Here is a 24,716-nt window from a genome sequence, read left to right on the forward strand (position 1 = left end):
TAAATTGTTTACATTTAATTAAATGTTGCTATAGTAGATTCAAAATCATTCAAGCTGTGGATATAAGGTATGATAAAAAGCGAATTTACAGAGCAACAAAGGTCACACCGTGAAATAACGATCGAAACAGATCTTGTGGTTGCCGGTGGAGGATTAGCGGGTGTTTGCTGTGCAATAACGGCAGCGCGCGCGGGCAAAAAGGTTGTATTGGTACAAGACCGTCCTGTGTTAGGGGGGAATGCCTCTAGCGAAGTTAGATTATGGGCGCTTGGTGCGACCTCTCACATGGGCAATAATAACCGTTGGTCACGAGAAGGCGGGGTCATTAACGAAATAATGTTAGATAACCTCAATCGCAATAGTGCGGGTAATCCGCTGATTTTTGACAGCATTTTAATTGATAAAGTCCATCAAGAAAAAAATATTCAGTTGTTGCTAAATACCGCAGCTTTGTATGTAGAAAAAAAAGAAGCGCGTCTGATTAAATCCTTGCAGGCATTTTGCAGTCAAAATTCGACTCGCTACAACTTACAAGCGCCATTGTTTGCCGATTGCACTGGCGATGGACTATTGGCTTTTAGTGCCGGCGCAGCCTTTAGAATTGGTAGTGAATCTCGTCATGAATTTGATGAAAAGCTGGCCCCAGAACAAGAAAACAACGAATTGCTTGGTCATTCGTTATTCTTTTATAGTAAAAAAGTGGCCGAAAAAGTCACTTATACGCCTCCATCTTTTGCTTATTCTGCCGACGAAATTGATGCCATGCCAAGATCAAAAAACATTGGCGCACGCGATAGTGGTTGTAAATTTTGGTGGCTCGAATATGGTGGTATCAAGGACACTATTCACGAAAGCGAAGAGATTAAATGGGAACTTTGGCGCGTCGTATATGGCATTTGGGATTATATTAAAAATAGTGGAAAATTCGAAGACGTTGATAACCTGACGCTAGAATGGGTTGGCACTATTCCTGGTAAACGTGAAAGCCGTCGATTTGAAGGTTTATATATGCTTAAACAAAGCGATATTGTTGAGCAAAAAACCTTTGATGATGCGGTTTCATACGGTGGTTGGGCAATTGACCTACATCCGGCAGAAGGTTTGTTTACTAACAAACCCGCTTGTACTCAGTTTCATGCCAAAGGTGTGTATCAAATTCCCTATCGCTGTTTTGTCAGCAAAGACATAGATAATTTGTTTTTAGGTGGCCGTATTATCAGTGCAACTCATATGGCTTTTGGCTCTACGCGGGTGATGATCACTTGTGCGCACGGCGGACAAGCGATAGGTGAAGCAGCCGCGCTGTGTGTCGAGCATAATGTCCAGCCAAACGCACTGCTTGAGCCTGAAAAAATGCAACAACTGCAACACAGACTCAATTTAAATGGTCATGGTCTTGCAGGTATTCCGCTGCAAAAAAGTGAAACGTTTAAACAAGCACAAGTGACTGCTTCAAGTAGTTTAACGCTATCTAAACTACCTGCCAATGGGCCTTGGCTATCTCTAAAACAAGCCGTCGCTCAGTTATTACCGCTACCGGGAGGTGAGGTCGGTGAAATAAGCGTGGACGTAAATGCACTAGCTGAAAGCGAGATGCAGGTGGAATTTAGAGTGAGTGAAAAAGCCCAAAATTACACCCCAGATGTCATATTAAAGTGCTTAAAGCTTGACCTTAAAAAAGGTAAGCAACAAATAAAATTAGATTTTTCGGATGTTGTGACCGAGCAACAATATGTATTTGTGTGCTTTTTGCAAAATCCACAAATCGAGATCAAAACCAGTGAACAAAGGATCACAGGTTTGATGAGTGTGTTTAATAAAGTACATAAAGCTGTGTCAAATCAAGGAAAACAAATTCCGCCAGCCAATTCAGGGATAGAAAGTTTTGAATTTTGGACGCCAGAACGGCGCCCGCTGGGGCATAACATTGCTTTTACAATGACGCCTGAAAAACCGATATTCTCAGTGGACAATTTGGCAAATGGGCATATGCGGCCATGGCTTGGCAGTAATGCCTGGGTTGCCGATTTAGCCGACGAAGCACCTAGTTTGAGTTTTGTTTGGAAAACAGCGCAAACACTTAAAGGTGTGCAATTGTACTTTGATGCTGACGCCGATCATGCATTAGAGACGGTGCTAATGGAACACCCAGAAACTAAAATGCCGTTTACCGTGACTGATTATCGAATATTGACTGGCGCGGGGGAGTTATTAGCGCAAGTGACTGGAAATTATCAGTCATTAAACCGTATTTACTTCGAGCAGCCAGTGACAACTGATAAACTTGTGATACAAGTTAATCATCCAGACTCACAAGTACCTGCAAGCCTGTTTGATGTTGAGTTTATCGTTTAGTGAGGAATTTGGTTGATGACTTCGGCAATTTCACGTAGTGGATTGACCAACTCATCAACCATAGAGGGGGCAATCCAGCCTGAAAACGCAATTGCGCAAAAGGCGGGTTGACCGACTGCAACCGCAAGAGTGTAGTGTTCTTCCGCTGTTTGCACATAAGCGTATCCTTGTTCGCGAATCTCTTCTAGTTGTTTTAATAACTCGGATGAGCTTGCGTAGCCTTCAATTTCTTTATCTTGGTATAAACGACTCACTGCTTGATCGGATTGCTCCGCCAATAGCGCCATACCTACGCCGCCCTTTGTGGCGGGGTAGATGCCTACACGGCCAAGGGCTTCAGTGGCATCCATACCTGGGTCGGCATGATATAAATAACTGACATGATCTCGCCATAACATGCCCATAGCGACTGTTAAACCGTATTTTCTTAGTGATTCCAATGGTTTAATGACAGATTTTAATAGACCAGAGGCGAACATCGCTTGCGTTGATAAAACATGCATGCCAGGTCCTGGAGTATATTTGCGTTTTGCCGTTTTCCGGGCAATACCAATATGATCCAGGGTTTGCAATAAACGGTTAACCCTGGTCGGCTCCATACCCAAACGCCGTGCTAACTCACGACAGCCAACGGGATCTTCAGACAAGGCTAACTCCTGCAAGGTTGCTATGCCGTCGATTAAACTTTGATTTAGTTGTACTTTGCTCTTATCTGTCATAGTGATGAATAATCAAGGGATTAAAGCTGTAATTTATAGATTTATCAGGGCTGGCGCAAGTTTAGCTGGCAATCATAAAATATTGTGTGTAAATTTACTATATAAATTATGTAATTTATATTTGATGTTTTTGTTGTGTTGAAATAAAATTGTTAAAAGTATTTTCGTGGAATGGGATCTATAAGATGAAATTAACCTTTACTGCATTGGCGGTCACTTTGGGCCTGCTGGGTTCTGGTGTTACAACAGCGAATGCAAATGACAAGCAAAGCAGAACAAAAAAGTATGCTGAAGATTGGCAAGATCTTGCACAAGTGAATGAAGTACCAGATTGGTTTCAAGACGCTAAATTAGGCATTTATGCTCATTGGGGGCCTGTTTCTACTGCAAATATAGGTCATGAACGTGGGGCAGGTTGGTATGGCTTAAATCTTTACATGGACGAAGTATATAACTGGAAAACCGGCGAAAAGCGATTTAAAAACGGTAAAACTTTCCCATCTGAAATTTTCAAACGCCATACCGAATTACATGGACATCCATCTGAATTTGGTTATAAAGATGTGATTGAACTATTTGACCCAAGCAAATTTGACGCTGAAGCTTGGGCCGAGTTATTTAAAAAATCAGGCGCTAAGTTCGCAGGTCCGGTTGCAATGCACCATGATAATTTTGCAATGTGGGACAGTGAGGTGACTCGTTGGAATGTAAAAGATTTTACCGGTATAGATGTCACTGGTGAATTAAAAAAGGCCATCGAAAAGCGTGATATGAAGTTTTTAACTTCGTTTCACCATGCGTTTACTTGGGTATATTATGCGAATGCTTACAAGTTTGATGCGACCGAAGCCACCTCTGATTTGTATACTGATCAACATGCGTTAGATGACTTTAAACCCACCAAACGCTTTCATGATGAGTGGTATGCTAAGTTAAAAGAAGTGGTTGATAAATACGAACCCGAAGTGGTTTGGTTTGACTGGTGGGTGGAAGAGTTAGATGAAGACTATCGTAAAAAGTTTATCGCTTATTATTACAACAAAGGGCTTGAGTGGGGCAAGGATGTTGTAGTGAGCTATAAAAACACATCTTTCCCTGAGTCGGTTGGGGTTCACGATTATGAACGTGGACGACCAAACAAGATTAAAGACAAATTCTGGATGACAGATACCTCGCCGGGTGCTTGGTTTTACCGAGCAAACGCCAAATTTGTTGAGCCAAATGAGATTGTTGATATTTTAATTGATATTGTCGCTAAAAATGGTCTTATGTTGTTAAACGTACCACCTGATCCAGATGGTAGCATTCCACAAGAAATGCAAGACATGCTGATTAAAATGGGCGATTGGTTAAAGATTAACGGTGAAGGTATATACGGCACTCGTCCTTGGAAGAGTTTTGGTGAAGGACCCACGCGAATCAAAGGTGGTGGCCATAAAGTAGAAAAGCAGAAAATTGCTTATACCGAAAAGGACATTCGTTTTACCCGCAAGGGGGATGACACTTTATATATGTTTGTAATGGATAAGCCAAGCGATGATATTTTAGTTAAAACACTGGGTTCTGATTTAACTTTGTTAGATGGTGCGATCGAAAATATTAGCATGTTAGGAAGCTCGCAAACTGTCGAATGGCAGCAAACGCCTGATGGTTTAAAAATTAAAAAGCCTAAACAAATACCGAATGAATTTGCTGTTGGTTATAAAATTAGCCTTAAGCTTGCCAAAGAGTATGGCATTGGCGGTGAGGACGATCCTGGTAACTAATAAAAGGGGGCGGGTTACGCCCCTTTTATAATTTTTATAGCAAACTATCTATCAGCACTATTATTCATTTAAAGCTTGCGGTTTTAGTTTAAATAAATGGGACGCACTGCCATGATCTTTGCTGTCGTTAATACCCGTGGCTAGGTAAATATAGGCAGGTTTTCCATCAACAAATAAAATTTGTGGTCGTTCTAAGCGGCCACTTATTTTCCCACGGTATACTTGTGAGTTTTTTAACGCGTCTTTACCAACATAATGTTCAAGTGCTTCAAAACTTCGCATGATATTAGATTCGTCAAAAAATAGCCCATCGTTGGAGCGCCATAAAAGCCCACCACCATGATCGCCTTTTAGATTACCAAAATCACGGCTCATTAAATAAACATTATTCTCAAATTCAAAAGCATAAGCATCTTCAATGCCTGCACGTGTAATGGCTTTAGAATGATATTGATAGGGTCCTTCAAGATTATTTGAAATAGCTAGTCCATATGTATAAGCGCCTGATTTTTTGTTCGGATCTTTTTTAATGACCGACTTAACGTACAAAAAGTATCGGTCATCTTTTTTAATCAAGGTGGGATTTGATACCCCTAGTTTTGCATGGTAATTCCAGTCCGTTATTTGATTGGATTTTCGTAAAATAGTGCCATCTTTTTCAGCGCCTTTGGCCGGACGCCATGGGCCCTCTAGCGTATCACTGACGTACATAATAATTCTTTGGGTCGATAGTTTATTATCGCTGTTCACTATAAATGTTAATACATATTTGCCATCCAACTGTTTAATCGTTGGGTTGTGAGGGGCGTTAAACTGGGTATCTAAATCGGCCACTGCTTTCCCTAAATACGTAAAAGGTCCTTCAGGTTTTTCGGCAACATAGTGTCCGATTTCGCTATCTTTATACCAGCCTGAAAAGTTATTCTGCGTTTTAGTTGACCATTGAGCCACAAATAAATGAACTTTGCCATCCGGCCCTACAATAGGTGAAGCGCCCCATATATGCGTATTTTTGCGCTCTAACACTTTACCTAGGTATTCAAAATCAAATTTGTATGCTTGTGCATGGCAAATGGAGGTGGAGGGTATTAGGATAAATAACAAAGCCCCCCAAAATTTAATGAGGGATTTAATAAAATATAATAAGGTTTTGCTTTGGTCCATATTGACGATCTCTATTAAAAATAGTTAGATGTTTAATACACTAATAACCGCTGAACCAATAAAATCCGTAACAATAAATAGTATGTTTGGGGAAAAACGGCAATTTTGTGGTGAACAAAACAGCCGTTGACCTTTGTTAGTTAATTTATGCTCAGGGTGACCGTTAAACTAAGATTGGTATTATTATCTTCGTTATAAACGTTAACGTTATTGAGCGTGAGTGTTTTATTTTCAACATCAAAAGCAAAACCACTACCACACTGTGGAATAGCGTCGCTTGCAATCGTCGTGCAAACATAGTCATAGCTTTGCCCGTTTTTATTAACACTCATAGAAATACCATACTCAAAGGCATTAATAACAAAATAATCGTTGGGGTCTAAATCGCTATTTGGTGCTGGGACCTGCCCCTTGATTGATAAACCTTTACTAACAATCATCATAAGGGCAGGTTGCATGCTGCCAAGTTCGTTCGGGGCAAAATATGCAATGTCATTAATGACTAATTCTTGTCCGAGTATGACTGCATCCGATCCAGATAATTTAATATTGGCATAAGTGCCATCGGACGGCCCCTGATTATCTGGGTCATCTTCGTTAGTCGGTTCAAGATAGTTGAGCAGGCTAGTTTGCAAGTGTTGTTGTGCCGCCAAAGCCGAAACTAAGACTCTTTGACCCGCGTTGGTCAGTTTTGTAAGCTTAGTTATCAATTGCTGAATATTGGTATTATTTGCAAAATCTTCAGTGGATACATTAAAATCAATTCCGATTTCAGTCGCTTGCTCACTGACTTGGGGTAAAACCCGAATACCATTGTTTGGGTTACCATCATCATCTAAGGTTTGTAAAAATCGCGCTATATTAATGACGGTTGGGTGGCTACTATTGTCGGCTTCGGCAACTAAATCAACAGGCGTAACAATTGAATCACCATTTGCCTGGCCAAGCAAAATATCACCAACATAGAAAGAAACCGTGTGTCCGCTGTTATATTCAAACTTGCCTTCACTATCAGTCACACCCGAGATATCACCTGAAATATAGTGGATACCTTCAACCGGGCTATCGACAAATTGGCCGGTTTTAGTGTTTTTGTCACTGCCACAGCCGGCTAAAGCGAGGGCAAAAAATATCAGGCTGCTGCATACTTTGTAGCTGGGGGTAACCGCCTTAATACGGCTTGATCTTGATAATGTGTCCATGTGTGTCTCCTTGATGTACGACCATTTTTTGGTTTGGGTTTAAAGAACTCGTCTGCAACCAAACTACCATCCATGTTTTGAATAAACACTTGACCACAAGTACACCCTAAAGTGCATCTACCGGATGTTTGTTTATGTTTTTAAACCATCTTATCGACAAAATATTGAGCTGTATACTATTTAATCAAATCTTGGTGTAAATCATCAAAAATTCATACTAAAACAAAAAATCAACGGTTAGAGTGGCCTATCAGATAGCATGTATATTACATATCCGATACTATTAAATAATTGCTTTGTAACATCTACTCTGGTTAAAAGGACCTTAAATATCATGCAATCTTCAAACATCAAAAAAAGTTTGGCAGCTTTGTTATTGAGTTGCACGCCGTTTTTAAACGCACAAACCCATACTCTTTATATGGCTGCCGGTGGTGGTGAAAAAGCAGGCGTTTATCAAGCCAGCTTTGACAGTGAAAAAGGGCAATTATCTAAACCTGAACAAGTCGCCACATTAGATGCTGCGGGTTTTATCGCACAACATCCCAAAAATTCAGTGTTATACGTTGTAGGTAGCGAGAAAAAACAACCGATTCTAGCGGCTTATAAAATTACGGAAAAAGGGCAGTTGACTCCTCTTGACCAAGAGTTGTTAAATGACGGTGGCGCGGCCCACTTGGCCGTACATCCGTCTGGTCGTTTTTTAGCAACCGCTCAATATGGTGGTAATAGCGTAAGCATTTATAGTTTAGATGAAAGCGGTATTATTAAATCACGTATCCAGCACATCGAATATACAGGTGCTTCAATGGCCAACCCAAAACGGCAGCGACAACCGCATCCGCATTGGGTGGGATATTCACCGGACGGACAGCATGCGCTCGTTGTTGATTTAGGCAAAGACGTAGTAACCGTTTATAAAATTGGGGCGAATGATAAATGGCAGCAGGCGAATGAAATTGCTATAAAAGCGGGTAGTGGTCCTCGCCATTTGAAATTTACCCCAGATGGAAAAAATGTTTATTTGTTAAATGAACTATCATTGACCGTTTCTGCTTTTGCTTATGATGCAGACACAGGTAATTTGAGACCAATAGATCAAGACGTGGAAACCTTGACCGAGTTAGAAAAAGTAGGCGACTTACAGCACAAAGCATCAGAAATACGAATACACCCGAGCGGACATTATGTTTACACCGCTAACCGAGGTCATGACTCCATTACGGTTTTTCGTCGAAATTTAGAGGGTAAATTAGTGCGAGTAGAAGTGGAGCCTATCCGTGGTGCTTGGCCAAGAAACTTTAATTTAACCCCAGATGGTAATTGGTTAATTGCCGCCGGTGCCGACTCTAATACCTTATCCGTATTCAAAGTTGACGATAAAACCGGCGAGCTACAGTTTAAAACGCATGCTGTGCAAAACATGCCAAACCCCATTTGCGTGTTTTTTAGTCACTAATGTTCAAACTGCCTGACGCGTTTGCTCAGGCAATAAACGCTGAGCTAAATGTTCTAATATTTCGATTAACATTTGGTTGTTAGCCTCATGCAACGCAAAATCATGGGGGTAAGAAAATTGTCCAATATCGTTATCAAAATAACGACCATTTTGCGCGGCAAGTGTTGCATCTGTGGCCAATTTAACAATAATATTTGCGCCAATGGAGAGGTCTTTGCCGTTTACGCCATAGGCTTCTTTGACCATCTTTGAGCCTAATAACGACGCTGGGTTTAACGAAATCCAATCAATATCCTGGTATAGCGGTTGATGGGCAAGATGGTAGGTCCAAGCGGCAATAGCGAGTTTACTTTGAGCATAAGCTTGGTTATCGGTCAACCTTGTATGGCCAAGCATTGCGCCTTTATCCCAAGGTGCTTGGGCTGCAGACGAGAGGTTAATAATGCGGCCTTTTTTAGCCATTTTTTTGCAGAGCTTTTTGCTCAGCCAGTACGGTGCTAGGGTATTTACAACAAAGCGCACATCTAAGCCTTCGTTGGTTAACGGTTTATCAGTTCTAAAAATACCGGCATTATTCACCAATACGTCTAATTTAATTCCTTTCTGTTCAATTTTTTCAGCCAAATTTTCTACTTGCGTCAAGTCAGACAAGTCTGCACTGAATGCTGTGACCTTAACTGCTAAGTTGTTGTCCATTTGCTGTTTAACTTGAGTAAGTTTATCTGGGTTGCGACCGTGAATAATAACTTGATGCCCTTGTTTAGCGAGCTGCTTTGCAGCGAGCAAGCCAATACCGTCGGTTGAACCTGTGATCAGTATGTTCTTTTTCATTAGAAAATGCCCCTTAAAATTAATTCCTGTGATAAGAATAGCAGTATTTAATGAATCCATAATCAGTAGTAATCAAGAATCAGTTTTAATATGTTATTGAAAATAACAGTTAATTTGTTAAATAAATGAAATAAAAATATACTGCTGTAGACAAAATGAAACTGTGAACATTCGAAGATTAAAAACAAGGAATTTAAAATGCACAATTATAAAAAATTATTACTGGCGGTAGCAGGGATGATTGCAAGTCTAGGGTTAAGTGCCAACGAAAAACAATTTAAACCCCTCTACAACGGTAAAGATCTTTCTGGTTGGACAGTAAAAATATACGGACATCAATCGGAAGACAATTTTGCAAATACCTTTGTGGCTGATGGTGAAAGCATAAAAGTAAATTATGCACAATACCCTTTATTCAACAACCGCTTCGGACATTTATATACTAATGAGTCGTATCAAAACTTTCATCTAAAGTTTGACTACCGTTTTTATGGTGAATTTTTAACGGATGCACCAAGTTACGCCAAACTAAATAGTGGGGTGATGTTTGTCAGTCAGAGCCCTGAGAGTATGAAAATACAACAAAACTGGCCCGTATCAGTTGAGATGCAACTATTAGCCGACGACCCTAAAAATCCGGGGCGAACCACAGGTAATATGTGCTCACCAGGTACAGATATTGAGTATCAAGGTAAGCTTTTTAAACCGCATTGTTTAAAATCTGAGTATCCAGCGTTGCCATCTGGTCAATGGGTGAGTGCAGAGCTCATTGTTAATAACGGCCAAGTAATTCAAAAGATTAATGGACAAACGGTACTCAGATATGCCAATCCAAGTGTCAATATTAATAAGACGATTAAAGGATATGATGTAAGTTTGTTTAAAAAAGGTCAAAAATTGCATAATGGCCGAATTGCCTTACAAAGCGAAGGGCACCCTATTGAGTTTAAAAATATACGTATAAAAACGCTCGATTAACTATCGTCCGTGTCCATTTTGTTTCTTTTATGTAAAATCTAATAAAAATATTGATAAACGAAACATACTATGTTTAAATTTAAACATCATATGTTTTGCTAATTAGTATGAGTGCTTTTTAGCTGGCATCTTATTTAATTGAGGATAGAAAGTGGCCAGTCATTTATTTAAGCCAGACAAACATTTGCCGTTAATAGCGATTATTCGCGGGGTAACGCCCGAGACTGTGTTGGAGGTTGCCGGGATCTTAGTTGAAAAAGGGTTTAGTTTAATAGAAGTTCCATTAAATAGCCCTGACGCTTTGATTAGCATTAAAAAATTGGTGGATCACTATCGAACTGATCTAGGAAAAAAACTATACATAGGGGCTGGCACTGTCACCAGCCTGTCACAGGCAGAAGCTGTGTTGGCGACCGGTGCTAATTTAGTCGTGACCCCCAATTTAAATTTAGATGTGCTTGCGCTAACTCGTCAACGTGACTGTATTTGTTTTCCCGGTGTAGTCACGCCCAGCGAAGCGTTTTCGGCAGTTTCAGCGGGTGCAACTGGCATTAAATTGTTTCCCATTTCTATGATTGGCTTAGACGGGTTTAAAGCACTTAAATCAGTTTTACCTGAAAATGTATTAACGTATCCGGTAGGTGGTATAGACCCTTCAGTAGAGAGTATGCTGCCTTACCTTGAATTAGGTGCTAGCGGGTTTGGTTTGGGCTCTGCACTATTTAAACCAAGTATGACAATGGCAGACATTTCAAATGCGGCCGAATCCTTTGTGCACAGTTTTTCGCAATGTGTTGAACAGCTTAAATAATATCGAGCCGACTTTCGGAGTTTAAAAAATGAACAACTTGTATAATAGAGCGATCTTGGGCAATGAAAACAGCCCTAATGTTAAACTTAAGGCTATTAATTTTGGGGATTGCCGTTGGACCCAAGGTTTCTGGGCTGATAAAACTAAAAAAGCCATCGACGTGATGATCCCGTACATGGGGGATGTATTGTGCGGGGATATCGGTCATGCGTTAAATAACTTTAAAATTGCAGCTGGCCTAAAAGACGGTGAACATCAGGGTATGTACTGGCACGATGGCGACTTTTATAAGTTTATGGAAGCAAAAGTATATGCTTATGGTTTAACTAAAAATGAAAACCTGCTAAAAGAGCTAGATGAATACATTGATATTTTGGCAAAAGCACAAGAGCCTGATGGTTATTTGCAAACGCAAATTCAATTGCGGGATGATGCCGATCGATATGAAAACCGTAAATATCATGAAATGTATAATACAGGCCACTTGTTGATTACTGCTTGTGCTCATTACCGCATCACTGGTCAGCACAACTTTTTAGATTTAGCGATTAAACATGCCGACCTTTTATATACAATTTTTTACCCTGATACTCGTCATTTTCAACGATTTGGTTTTAACCAGACCCAAATTATGGGGTTAGTTGAGCTATACCGTACTGTTGGCGACGATAAATACTTAAAACTCGCGCAAAAATTTATCGATCGCCGCGGAACTTATAAGATTGAGCATGACAGCACCACAATTGGTTACCCAATTGGTGACATGGTTCAAGAGCGAACGCCATTACGCGAAGCGACAGATCCAGTTGGTCATGCCGTGTTAGCGCTATATTATTATGCAGGTGCAGCAGACGTATATGCCGAGACCGGTGAACAAGCACTATTAGATGCTTTAGATCGTTTATGGGAAAGTGTCACCCAGAAAAAAATGTATGTGACGGGGGCCGTTGGGCAAACGCACTATGGCGCGTCAGTAAACCGAGACATGATCGAAGAAGGTTTCATTGATGACTATATGATGCCAAATTTAACCGCTTACAATGAAACCTGTGCAAATTTATGTAACGCCATGTTCAGCTTTCGTATGTTAGGAATTCACGCCGATGCCAAATATGCAGATATTATTGAGTTAGTGATGCACAATAGTGGACTATCGGGTATTGGCATTGAAGGAAAAGATTATTTTTATGCCAACCCGCTACGAATGTTGCATGGTACACGTGACTATGATGCGCATGCCGATGTGACCGAAACACCTGATCGGGAAGGGTATTTATCTTGTTTTTGTTGTCCACCTAATCTGGTACGAACCATCTCAAATTTATCCGGCTGGGCATACAGCATGGGAAGTAATGGCGTGTACGTTAACCTATATGGCGGTAACGAATTAAATTCGAAACAGCTTGACGGTTCAGACATTAAATTAACGCAAGAAACCGAGTATCCTTGGAATGGATTAATTAAGTTAACCGTAGAGGCGTGCAAAGACGAAGCGTTTGATATTGCTGTTCGTATTCCAGGTTGGTCTGATGGCGCAGAAATTTCGGTGAATGGCGAAAAACTGGCAATTGAGACCACCCCAAGCAGCTACACTATTATCAATCGAATTTGGAAAGCCGGTGATGTGATCATTATTGACATTCCAATGGAGCCGACTTTTATAGAAGGTCATACTCGTATCGAAGAAATTCGTAATCAGGTCGCAATTAAACGTGGGCCAGTGGTTTATTGTGTTGAAACACCAGATTTACCAACAGATGCCAATGTTTTAGACGTTTATCTGTCAGCCAACAGCGAACTGCAAGTTGAACGGAAAGCCGACTTTTTAGGGGGTGTTGATGTGATTAAAACCGAAGCGTTAATTCGTAAAGACAACGCTGACAAATCGTCAATGTATCGTAAAATTGGTCAAGCCAGCTTTGAAAAACATCCGTTACAGTTTGTGCCTTATTATGCATGGAGTAACCGTGGAACGGCAGAAATGACGGTATTTATGCCGGTTGTTTGGGCATAAAATGCCCACTTAAATAATAATCTGACCGCGTTGAGCTTGTCACTAACTATAAAAGGCCTTCATTTTGAAGGCCTTTTTGTGTGTTTGAGCGATTAGTTAAGATGAACAACTATAATGATTTACGCCACCCAAACCAAAAAACTCGGCCGGACGCAATTGATAAAAAGTACGCTCGACTTCTCCGTCTTGCTCATCGTAGGGGTGGTTTAGTACCTGCTGTAACTGTTGCAGCAACGAATAATCGCCTTGCATGGCTTGTTCATAAGTCGGCACTATCAGCCATTCACGCCAACTATACTTAGGGTTGACCTTTTTTAACTTTTGTTTGAGTTCGGCCGTTTTCTGATCGGCGTTAATATGTCTGCGCCATTGACTCAACCATGCGCGCCATTGTTTTTCCTGCGACTCGTTGGGGGCCTGATAAAAACACTTTTCCAACGATTCAAACTCACTGGGTAGATTACTTAACTCACGAAACATTAAAGTATAATCAGCTTGTGATTTCATCATTAACTGCAAAAGTTGCACGACAATCTCAGTTTTATACTCAGGCAAAGCAAGTTTATCAGCCCACATGCGTTCAAGCTTTTGCCGCATGATTGGCGCAAAACCCGCTTCTATTTGGGCAAGTTTGGCTTGCGCTTCACCATTAACCAAGGGTTTAAGACTTGCACAAAACATCTTAAAATTGGCTTCAGCGGCCAATGGTTGATTTAAAAACGAGAAGTGTCTGCCGCCGCCGGTCCAAGGTTGAAACATGGCATCAAAAGGTTCCATAAAACCAAAAGGACCATAATCTAGTGTATAACCGCCTGCCGCACAGTTATCACTGTTAAAGTTACCTTGGCAATAACCCACCCGTAACCAATTGGCCACTAGGCTAGTTAAACGATCGCAAAAATGATTGGCTAATAAGGGTATTTTTGACGTTAATGGCAGGCTCGGGTCAATATCTGTTTGATATTCACGTTCGATTAAATGCTCAACTAACATAGTGAGCTCATTTAGGGCTTTTGCATGTTCGTTATTGCGCACGCGGCGCGCAAACAACTCTAGTTGACCAACTCGGATAAACGATGGTGCGACTCTGGTTGAAATGGCTACCGGATTTGCAACCATAATTTCTGGATCTTCTGATCGAGAACCTTCTCGGTACCAAGGGCGATGCACTTGTTCTGATTTTGATACAAATAAACTCAACGAACGTGATGTTGCAATACCTAGTGCATGCATATGTTCTTGTGCTAAAAACTCACGGACGCTAGATCTTAATACAGCGCGGCCATCACCACCTCGGCAATAAGGCGTGCGGCCGGCACCTTTAAGCTGCATTTCCCAACGCTGACCAGATGGGCTTAGCATTTCTAACACTGAAATTGCGCGGCCATCGCCATAACCATTACCGGTGCGAAACGGACATTGTTGAGTATATTCGGTGCCATAAATGGATAGCGCATAACCGGTTGCCCAACCATAAGGTTTAAAAGGCTCATTGAGATGGGACAGATCGCCAGAGAACAGCTTTTGAAAACCTTCATCGTTCGCAAACTGGTCGTCAAACCCAAGTTCGTTAAATAAGTTTTGGCTATGGGCGATGTATTCTGGATCCGGCAAAGGGGTTGGTTTAACCGGCACATAATGGCCTGAAAACACCTGTCTTGGTTGAAAATCTTCACCGGATTCAGTGGCATCGGGGTCAGCGTTTAAAGCATTCAGCAATGAATAATCGACACCTGGTGACAACTCGTTGAGGTGTTTGATTTTGCCCTGATTTTTTTCTGCTTTTTGAGACATGAAGCGACCCTTAATGAAAACCATAAATGATCGACTACGCTAGCAGAATCTAATTTTTATTGCCAGTACCTGTTGACCTTTGACGCCATTCTTTGATATCAAAAGTTAATGGCGGTTTTTTATTTAGAAGTATATCCTTTTTCAATATCAACTGTGTAGCGGTTTACCTTAGGAAAACCAGAACCACGAGCATATTCCAGTGATTTTTTCCACTCTGCTTTGAGCCGATTTAGAACCGCTTCATGTTTAGGATCATCAATCAGGTTATGTGCCTCTAACGGATCTTCGGCAATATAATAAAGCTCTTCATACACAGCTTTTTCGCCTTGCAGTGGGCCTTCTGCATAACTTCGATAGGTCGCAATTTGTGGATCATGCACACCATATAACATCTTATTGACATTCATGCCGAGGTGTTTGGCTATTTTTATTTTTTCAACCGCTGACGCGTTATTATTTTGATAATAACGTATGTACTTCCAGTTTTTATCTTGTACCGCTTCGCATCTAGGGTTACCAAAATGAGTTGACCATAAATTTTCGGTAAAAGTTAAAGCTCGCTGGGTTGCTTTATTTTGGTAAATCACCGGGTGAAGATCTTCGCCTTGAAAAGTATCAGGTGCTGAGACTCCGGCCATAGATAATAGAGTTGGGGCAATGTCTATGGTAGACACAAGTGCATCGCTGCGGTTATTGGCAGGGCGTTTTCTTGGATCATAAATGATCATAGGAACATGAGTATTTTTTTCGTAACATAAACCTTTTCCACCTAAACCATGTTCACCCATAAATAGGCCGTGATCTGAAGTAAAGACTATCACAGTATTATCGTCGATTTGTTTTTCAGCCAACATTTGACGGATTTTGCCAACCATGCGATCAATGCCTGTCATCGCCTGATATTGGCGGATCAGACGCTCACGTGTGCCAGCAGGCGTATCAACCGAGTTATAAATCGTTTGACGGTCTTTTACATGGTGTAACCATGCGGGAAGTTTAGGTTGTTTAATATCTGCTTTTGCTAAATAGTGTTTTGGAAGAGGGATCTCAATATCTCGGAACAAGCTTTTATAAATTTTATCGTCACTTTCGCGCTGCTCCATGGTGCTGGTACCTGCACCATGCGGTAGGTTGAGGTTAATGGACAGCATAAAAGGTTTATCTGTTGGTCTTTTTTCTAAAAATTTGATTGCGCGTTTAAATCTATGTTCGTTGTTGTCTAAAAAGTCAGTTACGCCTTCGCCCACAACCTCTATCTGAGTATCATTCTCCGCTTCTTTAAAGATCTTATGGGCTTCTTTAGGGTAGAAGCGAATATGGCCATGACCCGCGTACCAATAATCGAACGACTTTTCCATAATGCCTGAAAGGTAACCTTGCTCTCCAATCGGCGCATGATTTTTACCGACCCAACCAGTGTAATAACCAGCTTTTTTTAATAAAACTGGATAACTGTTGTGCCACGCTTCTTCAGCTACACTTGTACCTGAATTAAAGTTAACGCCATGTTTGCGTTCATACTGGCTTAATAAAATAGATATGCGGCTTGGCGTACAAATGGCGCTGGTAACATGAGCGTTAGTAAAAAGAACCCCTTGGTTAGCAAGCTCATCAATATTTGGTGTTTTAACTACAGGATTTCCCGTTACGCTCAAATATCCGTAGGGTTGGTCATCCGTAAGAATAAAAATGATATTTGGTTGGTCGCTTCTTGCGTGTATCAAAAAAGACGGAGCCAACAATAAAAATAAAAATGCAAACCAAGATGCTCGTTTGATAGAAAACATTAAACTCCCTATATAAAATCAATAAATTAAATATAAAGTTTAGTATAAGGGAAAATAATATTTACGCAATTGTTAAATATGCTAAAAATCTGGATAGGCGTCGGTGCTCAGCGCCTATCCATAAAGCCTTTAGTTGGTAGAGTTTTGTGGGGGGCTATGCGGTTTTGCTTTGTCCAAGTTTTGCCACCATTTAAATACGGTTAGACTTTTATTTTTAACATCACAGCCGCACAGATATAAACAGGGCACAAAAAATAGCGTGACTAGTGTCGCTAATACAATGCCATATGCAAGAGATACAACCATAGGCACTAAAAATTTAGATTGCTCATTGTCTCCTGAAAGCATAGGTACCAAGCCGATAAATGTTGTGATTGAGGTTAATAATATGGGCCTGAATCGCAGTCGGCCAGCTTCTAAAGCTGATGCAAACGGCGTATATCCTTTAGCCCTAAGTTTGTTCAAACAATCAATTAAGACCAGGTTATCATTCACAACAACCCCGCTGGCTGCCAAAATCCCTAACATAGAAAAAGCACCATAATAAACATCATGGCCCCAGTGACCTAATACTGAACCCATATAGGCAAAAGGAATGGCTGACATAATTAAAAAGGGCTGGGTATAAGACTTAAATGCGATGGCCATTAAAATATAACACATAATAAATGCCATCCCTTCCAAATAAATCACTTGGTTAACAAATTCGTCTTTGTCTCTTTGGCTGTCACCTCTATCAGTGGTGATTTCTGGGTGACGTTTGCGCCACTCTGGGATAAATTCTTCACGAATTTTTTTCATGACTTCTGCACGCTCTGAGCCACCGTATTCAGCCCAAACCCAAACAATCTTTTTTCCGTCTCGGCGCTGGATCCGACTCACCCCAGGTTTCATCTCTAGATTAATTACTGACATTAGTGGCACTTCTCGGCCGTCACGCATGCGAATGTTTAAATTAAAGATTGAGTCTAATGCTTCGCGTTCTGAGCGAGAGTATCTCACTTTAACTCTGGCATCACCACCGGCTCTTGGCAGCCTTTGTACCTCTTGGCCAAAAAACGCTTGGCGAACCTGTTTGCTCACTTCGCGAATATTTATGCCTAATGATTCGGCACCTGGTTTTAATGTCATGACGATTTCTTTGCTACCACGGTCTAGCGAGTCACGGATCATAAAAACGTTTTTATACGTTGACATATGTTCTTTCAATTCATTCGAGGCTAACGCCATCGCATCTAAATTTTCACCTAAAATAGGAAAAACGATCCTTGGATCTCGGGTATTCAGTGTGGTTTTAAAGTCTATTTCTTCGGCATCCGGGATATCACCAATATATTCAGTCAATAAAGCTGTCGCCTCATCAATGTCCATGGCTCTGTTTTCCATCGGCACTAATTTAATAAAGCTCATGATACGAGTTCCCCATAAACGGGTAAAAATGTGCTCGGCAAAAGCGATATTGCCATCTTCACCACTTTGTTCGGCAATTTCATGTGCTAATTTTTGCTGTGCTGCCGTCATTTTTTCGTATACTTGCTGTACTCGCTCGAAGGATGCATTTTCGGGCATAGAAACCGTCATTCGGATAGTATCGGCTTCGATTTTGGGTTCAAATGACTGTTTTACATAGTTATCTTCAAGTAATTTAAACGAAAAGAATAAACACAAGACAAATAGACCAACCACCATATAACGCCACCTTAATAAAACATTCATCAGTGGCACATATAAGTTGTCACCCATATAGCGCATAAAACCAGCAAAAACGCCTTGGATTCGAGTTAAAAGATTTTCTTTTTTAACTTTATCTTCAGCAAGGTGCTTTAAATGGCAAGGTAAAATACAAAGTGATTCGAACAGCGAAAATAACAGGGCTAAGATAACAACCATCGCGATAGAACGAGTGAATTCGGCTGTGCTACCAGGCAACATAGACATAGGTATAAATACGATAATGGTGGTTAATACACCAAAAATTACGGGTTTAGCCACCTCACGAACGCCCATGTAAGCCGCTTGTTCACCATGAAAACCGTTTTCGTGAGCACTGTGTATGCTTTCACCGATAACAATCGCATCATCAACCACTATGCCGATTACCATCATAAAAGCAAACAAGCTGATCATATTCAAAGACACGTCAACACTCGGCAATAACCAGAATGCGGCCGAAAAAGCAGTGGCTATGCCCATGCTCACCCAAAATGCAATTTTGGGTTGTAAAAACAATAATAAGGTGACAAAAACTAACAATAAACCGCTGATGGCGTTGCTAAAGATAGAATTAAGCCGACTTTGGTATGCTTGGTTCCAGTCTTCCCAAAGCGTTAATGATAAACCGTCAGGCAAGTGTGGGGTTTTCCGTTCAATGTACGCTTGAATGCTGGCCGACATTTTAGGAATGTTCATGTAATCAGAGTTCATTACGTCGACTAAAATTGCTGGTTCACCATCAAATGCTGAAAATCTTCTGGCTTGCATTGGACCATCAATAATTTCTGCAACGTCTGATAAATATAACGTAGCGCCATCTGCTGTTTGGCGAACAATGATATCGGCAAAATCTACTTGGTCTTCAGCACGGCTACGAACGCTCAGTTTATATGATTCGGTTTCGCTTCTAATGGTCCCTGCTGATAGGTTAACCGATTGATTACGAATGGCATTGGCAACTTCATCAAAGCTGATTTGATAGTATCTGAGTTTATCTTCCGAAATTTCAATCGATACTTCATCGCCGGTTTCGCCCGTTAAGTTGACTAAAGAAATTAATGGTAATGAGCCAACTTCACGGCGAATTTCTTGTGCAACCTTGTTTAAAATTTCTTCGCTGGCAAAGCCGTGTAAAGCAATTCTAATCATTGGCTCGCGGTTTGTCCGCTCAGTCACTATAACTTTATCTGCGTCGTTAGGTAAGCCGTTCACAGAGTTAATTTTTTCGCGCACGTCATCGGCAAATTTTCGTCGGTCGACTCTTTCCTCTCCGGTCACTGTGACTCGAGCGCGACCTTCAAATGCGTTCGACACGACAAACTTAATGCCTTCAACATTTTTTACGGCTTCTTCGAAACGGACTATGATTTGATCTTCAACTTCACGAGGCCCAGCGCCAGGCCAACTCATGCTGATGTCCATGATAGGCAAACGCACGGTCGGAAAAGGTTCTTTTTCGATTGAGAAAGTATAGCTCATTACGCCAGCAACAAATAAAGCAACCATGGCAAGGTTGGCGGCAATTGGGTTTTTAATCCACCATGCCAAAATTGAATTAGCTGGCATCTTCTTCCACCTCTTCGCTGGTGTTTTCCATTGGTTTTTTCACCGCTTTCTGGCTGACTTCTAAGGTGCTCTTTTGCTCTATAGGAATGACTTTTAGGCCATTTGTAGCCATCGCTAATGCAGATGTGATTACGCGTGTTTTGTTTTTAAGTCCAGTCACAATGATACTGTCTGGGGTGCGCTGAACTATGTTTGCTGGCACTATCTCTAATTCATTTTTTTTGCCGACAATCCACAACTCGCCGTTGTTTCTGAGGGCCGTTTTCGGGAGTTCGCTGCCCGCATCTATCCAGCGGCCTGATATTTCGGCTGCCACAAAACTACCGCTTAATAGGGGTGCAGTGTTTGATTGATACGGATTTTTAACCTGAGCGACGGCAAATAGTGAGCGGGTTTTATTATCCACCACAGCTTCGGTTCGAACGATTTTTGCTGGCCAACTTGTTTGCCCTTCGATAGTTTGGCCATATAATTTTACCGTAAACGGAGATTTTTCATAACTTTGGTAATAGCCGGCTGGCAATTGGATCTGCGATAATTGTTCAATGCTTAAAGGTAAACGAACTTCCATTAACTCAGTTGAAAAAATAGATGCAAGATTATTACCGCGGTTTACATATTGATACTCACTGACGGTTTCTTTTTCAACCCGCCCATCAAACGGGGCGTAGATTCTGGTTCGTTGCAGTGATAGCTTAGCGATTGCCAATTCGGCTTCAGCCGATTTTAAATTTGCTTTTGCTTGTTTTAATTGTGGCTCACGCAGAGCTAGTTTTGTAACCGAAGTACGACCTAAACTTTTTAGCTCTAATACTGCCGCTTCAGCTTCTGCTTCAGTTTGTGCTAACTGCTGACTTGCTTGAGCGACTCTGGCTTGTTTTTGGATCACTGCCAATTCATAGTCGCTCGGCTCAATCTCAATTAACAGCTCACCTTTTTTAAATTGCCCACCGTTTACTAAATTGGGAGAAACATAAACAACAGGACCAGATACTTGGGGTTTTAATTCAACCATGTTGACCGGTAAAACTTGACCTTGACTATGGCCTTTTAATTGAATTTTTTGATTTTCGGCAGTGTAGGTAAATACACGTATTTTTTTCACTCGATTCGGTCGCTGCTCGGGTTCAGGTTTGTTCATTTCTAACCAATAATATACGGCATAAAAAAAACTAACCAATATTAAGGGGGTGAGTACCCACTTTATAAATTGACCGCGGCGGTTTATTTGTCGTGTTTGTTCAAAGTGATTGTTCATTATTTTCTTCTTCCTTTAACGGAAACTGGGCACCTAAAGCAAGGGTTAAATCAACTCGGTTATTTAATATGGCAAAGTGAGATCGAATTTCACTTAATTCAGCGTTGATACGGCGGTTTTGAATATTAAATACTTCAAAACTACTCGCTAGACCTTGCTCGTACTGGCGTACTAATAAGTTTTCTGAAGCCAAAATCTGCTCATTTGCAGCGCTTAAATGCAAATATCTTTTGTTGAGTTCATAGTCTGACACTATGGCTGCTTCAATTTCCTGCATGGCTTGCAAGATCTTTTTTTGATAATTAAGCCAGGCGATTTCTTGCCTTGTTAAATTTTTTTGATTTAGTTGGTTGAGCCTATCTGCATTGAATACTGGCATTGCAATATCGGTGGCTAATCGGCCCAGCCAGTTTTGCCAGTCTAATAAACGGCTTAACGAATTAGTGCCATTAGATAAATCGGCCGTTAAATTAAAGCTTGGCAAATGGTTTTTACTGGAACTTTGCCAGCGATGAACCGCAGCTGCTAACCTCAATTCGGCTGCTTTTAAATCGGGGCGCTGATTTAAAATATCGGCCGGCGAAATCGTTATGTTCAATGTTGGGGCTTGCGGTGTGGTAAAAGTTAGTGGCAAAGACGCCGATGGATAACGGCCTAACATAACATTGATGCGTTGGATGTTTTGATTATAACGGCTTTCGTACTGGGCCAAATTAGACTCTATACTGTGCAAGGTTGTTTGAGCCAGATATAAATCTAGCGGTTTGGCCAATCCTAGATCAACGCGGCGACCGGTAATTTCAACACGCTTTTTTTGGTTATCAAGATTATATTGGGTCACTTCTTTTAGTTTATAATTGAGCCCTGCATCTAAATAAACGCGCATTAACGCAGCGATGAGCGATTGTTGAACTTGCTGAAAATCTGCTACAGATGCTTGCCAGTCAGATTCGGCCGCATCGGATAAGTGACCTAAACGATTCCACAAGTCTAACTCCCAACCAATACGCAAACGAGTATTCATGCTGGTGTTCGTGGTTTTTTGCTGGTTGGTATCCAAGCGCTGACTGGCAGACCAACCCGTCGAAAAATTCGCATCTGGGATCAGTTGGCTATCTGCTATTATTAAATCTGATTCGGCGATTTGGATCCTTTTATAAGCGGTTAATACATCTTGATTATTTTTTATTGCGATGTGAACCAAATTACTCAATTCACTTGGGAACTCACCCAATAATTCGAGTTTTTCGCTTTGATATTCGCTTGTTAGCCAGTTTTTTGGTAACTCTAACTTGCTTTGCTCAGCGTTTAGGTTAGCACTTTCAGAACGACTACTGCAGCCAACACTTTGTGTTAATGCAGATATCAAAAAAATCCAACAAACAGTCTGCTTCATAAGTTAATCACTAGAGGTTAAATAAATTGTTTTAAAACCTTAAATACTTTGTATTTATTATAAAGAAGGGAATACGTTTTCCCATCAATTTTATGTAAATTCTTTGTAAGTTAACTTAAGTTGTTACGAGAGAAGATAATTGACACTGTTCTAGCACTTAAATAGAAAAACACACAAAAAACACACTAGAAGAAGGTTTTTATTTTTAATTTTTTGTTATATAAAGGTGTCAGATCGTATTTGAAAAAACAAGTATGGTTTATCTTGTAACAAATAACTTATATATCGCTAATGAAATTATTAAAAAAGCTTGGTAAATTTCTGCTTCTAACGACGCTCACGTCAACATCAATGAATATATCGGCTGCGCAAACTCGCCAACCAAATGTGATCTTAATCTATGCCGATGATATCAGCGCGCGCGAGTTTCCAATTTATCAATCGTCAGTTTGGTCGGGTTTGCGGGGCAATACAGTTGCAGACCCTGATAAACGAGCTAAAACACCTGTAATCGACCGTTTGGCAAAAGACGGCGTTTATTTTGACACCGCTTGGGCGACAACAGTTTGTTCGCCCAGTCGTGCGATGATGATGACGGGGCGCTACGCCAATATCCATAAATGGTGGACAAATGGAGACATTGGTTATCTAGTTGAAGATGGTAAACGAAAGCGGAACGTACGTTTATATGAAACTTCACCGTTTCAAATTGGGCATCTAGCTAAGCAGGCCGGATATCGTTCTATTTGGGCGGGCAAAACTCAAATGAAAGGTGGCAAACATGACCACAGCGTTTATGGTTTTGATGAAGGGGTTTTTACCCCAGGTTTAAATTACCCAAATCCGGGTCCATACAGTGATTTTAATGTGATAAAAAAAGGGCAGCGCTTGTATAACCAAAATACTGGCGAACCCATCAAAAAAAGCTACGTGCAACAAGGCTGGTACTGGAAACCTAATGTGCAACTGATGAATCACAGTTCTGCGCCCGCTAAAATGCAATGGTGGCCTAATACAGAGGCCGCAAAAAAGTCATATGGTGTACATACGTATGGGCCAGATGTTGAATTAGATTTTATTTTTGATTTTATCGAGCGCCAACAGCGTAATAAACAACCCTTTTTTGTTTATCATACAACCCATTTAGGGCATGATGCTTTTGACTTTTTAAACCCCGCGTCAAAGGATAAATGGCCAGCTACGCCAAAAGTTGTCTGGGATGGTAGTGGTTATACTCGGATTACACCTAGAATTACAAAAACTTCATCTGGTTTTGATACCCACAATACGCTGACTGATTCAGGCATAGATCATCATATTGAATATCTTGATTATCAAGTTTGGTTATATTTGAAAAAGCTCAAAACCTTAGGCATAAGTGACAATACCATTATTATTATTACCGCAGATAACGGGACCAGTGGTTATGGTAAACATCAACATGTGCAACAAAGAGGGACCCATGTTCCTTTTATTATTTACGCGCCTGGTCAGGTCTTAACAAAACAAGGCCAACAAAAAACGCTCGTGAGTATAGCGGACGTTATGCCTACTTTGGCCGATATTTTCGCAACCAAAATACCTGCTGATTACACCATTCATGGGCAAAGTGTTTGGCCATACCTAACAACAGATACCGTTAAACACAGGGATTATCTGTATTCTTACAAAGGCCCACGCCAGCTTATCCGAGGCCATTATGTGATGAAAGATGGCAATGATGACTGGTGGGATGTTTCTCAAACACCTGCTGATTTAACCAGTTTTAAAAAAATCACAAACTGGCAGCAAGTCTCCGCGGCTCATAGACAGGAGCGAAAAATGCTTGAGTCTGTATTGCCAACCTTTAATAACTATGATGAAGCACATGATTATGTACTCAAATAAACTTATATGGACCAAA

The 24,716-nt window shown here is 40.9% G+C and carries 16 protein-coding genes; 7 read left to right on the forward strand and 9 right to left on the reverse strand.

All coding sequences use genetic code 11. The annotated features are described in order from the left end of the window. Positions 1-69: 69 nt before the first annotated feature. Positions 70-2,355 carry an FAD-dependent oxidoreductase gene (locus C727_RS0117155; protein WP_017446898.1) on the forward strand — a complete coding sequence of 762 codons (2,286 nt, stop codon included), beginning with the start codon at positions 70-72 and terminating at the stop codon, positions 2,353-2,355. On the opposite strand, the gene C727_RS0117160 is transcribed toward C727_RS0117155, so the two are convergent. Next, positions 2,352-3,074, reverse strand: a complete 723-nt coding sequence (locus tag C727_RS0117160) for an IclR family transcriptional regulator (protein WP_017446899.1) — start codon at positions 3,072-3,074, stop codon at positions 2,352-2,354. The two genes, C727_RS0117155 and C727_RS0117160, sit on opposite strands and share 4 nt — an antisense overlap. Positions 3,075-3,259: 185 nt before the next feature. Between C727_RS0117160 and C727_RS0117165 the strand changes: the two genes are divergently transcribed. Beyond that, complete coding sequence (locus C727_RS0117165; RefSeq protein WP_017446900.1) at positions 3,260-4,840, forward strand: alpha-L-fucosidase; 1,581 nt, start codon at positions 3,260-3,262, stop codon at positions 4,838-4,840. Positions 4,841-4,900: 60 nt separating this feature from the next. Here C727_RS0117165 and C727_RS0117170 read toward each other — a convergent pair whose 3' ends face one another. Both C727_RS0117170 and C727_RS0117175 read right to left on the reverse strand, forming a co-directional pair. Further along, entirely contained in the window at positions 4,901-6,004 is a 1,104-nt protein-coding gene (locus tag C727_RS0117170; RefSeq protein WP_017446901.1) for a glycoside hydrolase family protein, read from the reverse strand. 140 nt (positions 6,005-6,144) lie between these two features. Beyond that, positions 6,145-7,206 (reverse strand): hypothetical protein, encoded by a 1,062-nt coding sequence (locus tag C727_RS0117175; RefSeq protein WP_017446902.1) that lies wholly within the window; start codon positions 7,204-7,206, stop codon positions 6,145-6,147. Between the two features lie 334 nt (positions 7,207-7,540). Here C727_RS0117175 and C727_RS0117180 point away from each other — a divergent pair, with 334 nt between their 5' ends. Beyond that, complete coding sequence (locus C727_RS0117180; RefSeq protein ID WP_017446903.1) at positions 7,541-8,665, forward strand: lactonase family protein; 1,125 nt, start codon at positions 7,541-7,543, stop codon at positions 8,663-8,665. A gap of 3 nt (positions 8,666-8,668) precedes the next feature. On the opposite strand, the gene C727_RS0117185 is transcribed toward C727_RS0117180, so the two are convergent. Beyond that, positions 8,669-9,496, reverse strand: a complete 828-nt coding sequence (locus tag C727_RS0117185) for an SDR family NAD(P)-dependent oxidoreductase (RefSeq protein WP_017446904.1) — start codon at positions 9,494-9,496, stop codon at positions 8,669-8,671. A gap of 198 nt (positions 9,497-9,694) precedes the next feature. Here C727_RS0117185 and C727_RS0117190 point away from each other — a divergent pair, with 198 nt between their 5' ends. The 3 genes from C727_RS0117190 (at position 9,695) to C727_RS0117200 (ending at position 13,299) form a co-directional block, all read left to right on the forward strand. Continuing rightward, the gene (locus C727_RS0117190) at positions 9,695-10,474 is read left to right on the forward strand and encodes a 3-keto-disaccharide hydrolase (RefSeq protein WP_017446905.1); all 780 of its coding nucleotides are present in this window, start codon (positions 9,695-9,697) and stop codon (positions 10,472-10,474) included. Positions 10,475-10,625: 151 nt separating this feature from the next. Continuing rightward, positions 10,626-11,285 carry a 2-dehydro-3-deoxy-6-phosphogalactonate aldolase gene (locus tag C727_RS0117195; protein ID WP_017446906.1) on the forward strand — a complete coding sequence of 220 codons (660 nt, stop codon included), beginning with the start codon at positions 10,626-10,628 and terminating at the stop codon, positions 11,283-11,285. A 28-nt stretch (positions 11,286-11,313) separates the two neighbouring features. Further along, positions 11,314-13,299 carry a glycoside hydrolase family 127 protein gene (locus tag C727_RS0117200; protein WP_017446907.1) on the forward strand — a complete coding sequence of 662 codons (1,986 nt, stop codon included), beginning with the start codon at positions 11,314-11,316 and terminating at the stop codon, positions 13,297-13,299. 96 nt (positions 13,300-13,395) lie between these two features. On the opposite strand, the gene C727_RS0117205 is transcribed toward C727_RS0117200, so the two are convergent. The 5 genes from C727_RS0117205 to C727_RS0117225 all read right to left on the reverse strand — a co-directional run bounded on the left by C727_RS0117205 (position 13,396) and on the right by C727_RS0117225 (position 22,813). Continuing rightward, the gene (locus tag C727_RS0117205; protein ID WP_017446908.1) at positions 13,396-15,093 is read right to left on the reverse strand and encodes a protein adenylyltransferase SelO family protein; all 1,698 of its coding nucleotides are present in this window, start codon (positions 15,091-15,093) and stop codon (positions 13,396-13,398) included. A 119-nt stretch (positions 15,094-15,212) separates the two neighbouring features. Further along, positions 15,213-16,880 (reverse strand): sulfatase-like hydrolase/transferase, encoded by a 1,668-nt coding sequence (locus tag C727_RS0117210; protein ID WP_017446909.1) that lies wholly within the window; start codon positions 16,878-16,880, stop codon positions 15,213-15,215. A gap of 129 nt (positions 16,881-17,009) precedes the next feature. Further along, positions 17,010-20,159 carry an efflux RND transporter permease subunit gene (locus C727_RS0117215; RefSeq protein WP_017446910.1) on the reverse strand — a complete coding sequence of 1,050 codons (3,150 nt, stop codon included), beginning with the start codon at positions 20,157-20,159 and terminating at the stop codon, positions 17,010-17,012. Continuing rightward, the gene (locus C727_RS0117220) at positions 20,149-21,417 is read right to left on the reverse strand and encodes an efflux RND transporter periplasmic adaptor subunit (RefSeq protein WP_017446911.1); all 1,269 of its coding nucleotides are present in this window, start codon (positions 21,415-21,417) and stop codon (positions 20,149-20,151) included. Before C727_RS0117220 ends, C727_RS0117215 begins: the two co-directional genes overlap by 11 nt. Then, a complete protein-coding gene (locus C727_RS0117225; protein WP_017446912.1) occupies positions 21,401-22,813 on the reverse strand; it encodes a TolC family protein in 1,413 nt (470 codons plus the stop codon). The genes C727_RS0117220 and C727_RS0117225 overlap by 17 nt, the downstream gene beginning before the upstream one ends. Before the next feature lie 351 nt (positions 22,814-23,164). Here C727_RS0117225 and C727_RS0117230 point away from each other — a divergent pair, with 351 nt between their 5' ends. Continuing rightward, on the forward strand, positions 23,165-24,700 hold the full coding sequence (locus tag C727_RS0117230) for a sulfatase-like hydrolase/transferase (RefSeq protein WP_017446913.1): 1,536 nt from the start codon (positions 23,165-23,167) through the stop codon (positions 24,698-24,700). The last annotated feature ends 16 nt before the right edge of the window (positions 24,701-24,716 follow it).

This window comes from Gayadomonas joobiniege G7 (assembly GCF_000300815.1).
Lineage (GTDB): Bacteria > Pseudomonadota > Gammaproteobacteria > Enterobacterales > Alteromonadaceae > Catenovulum > Catenovulum joobiniege.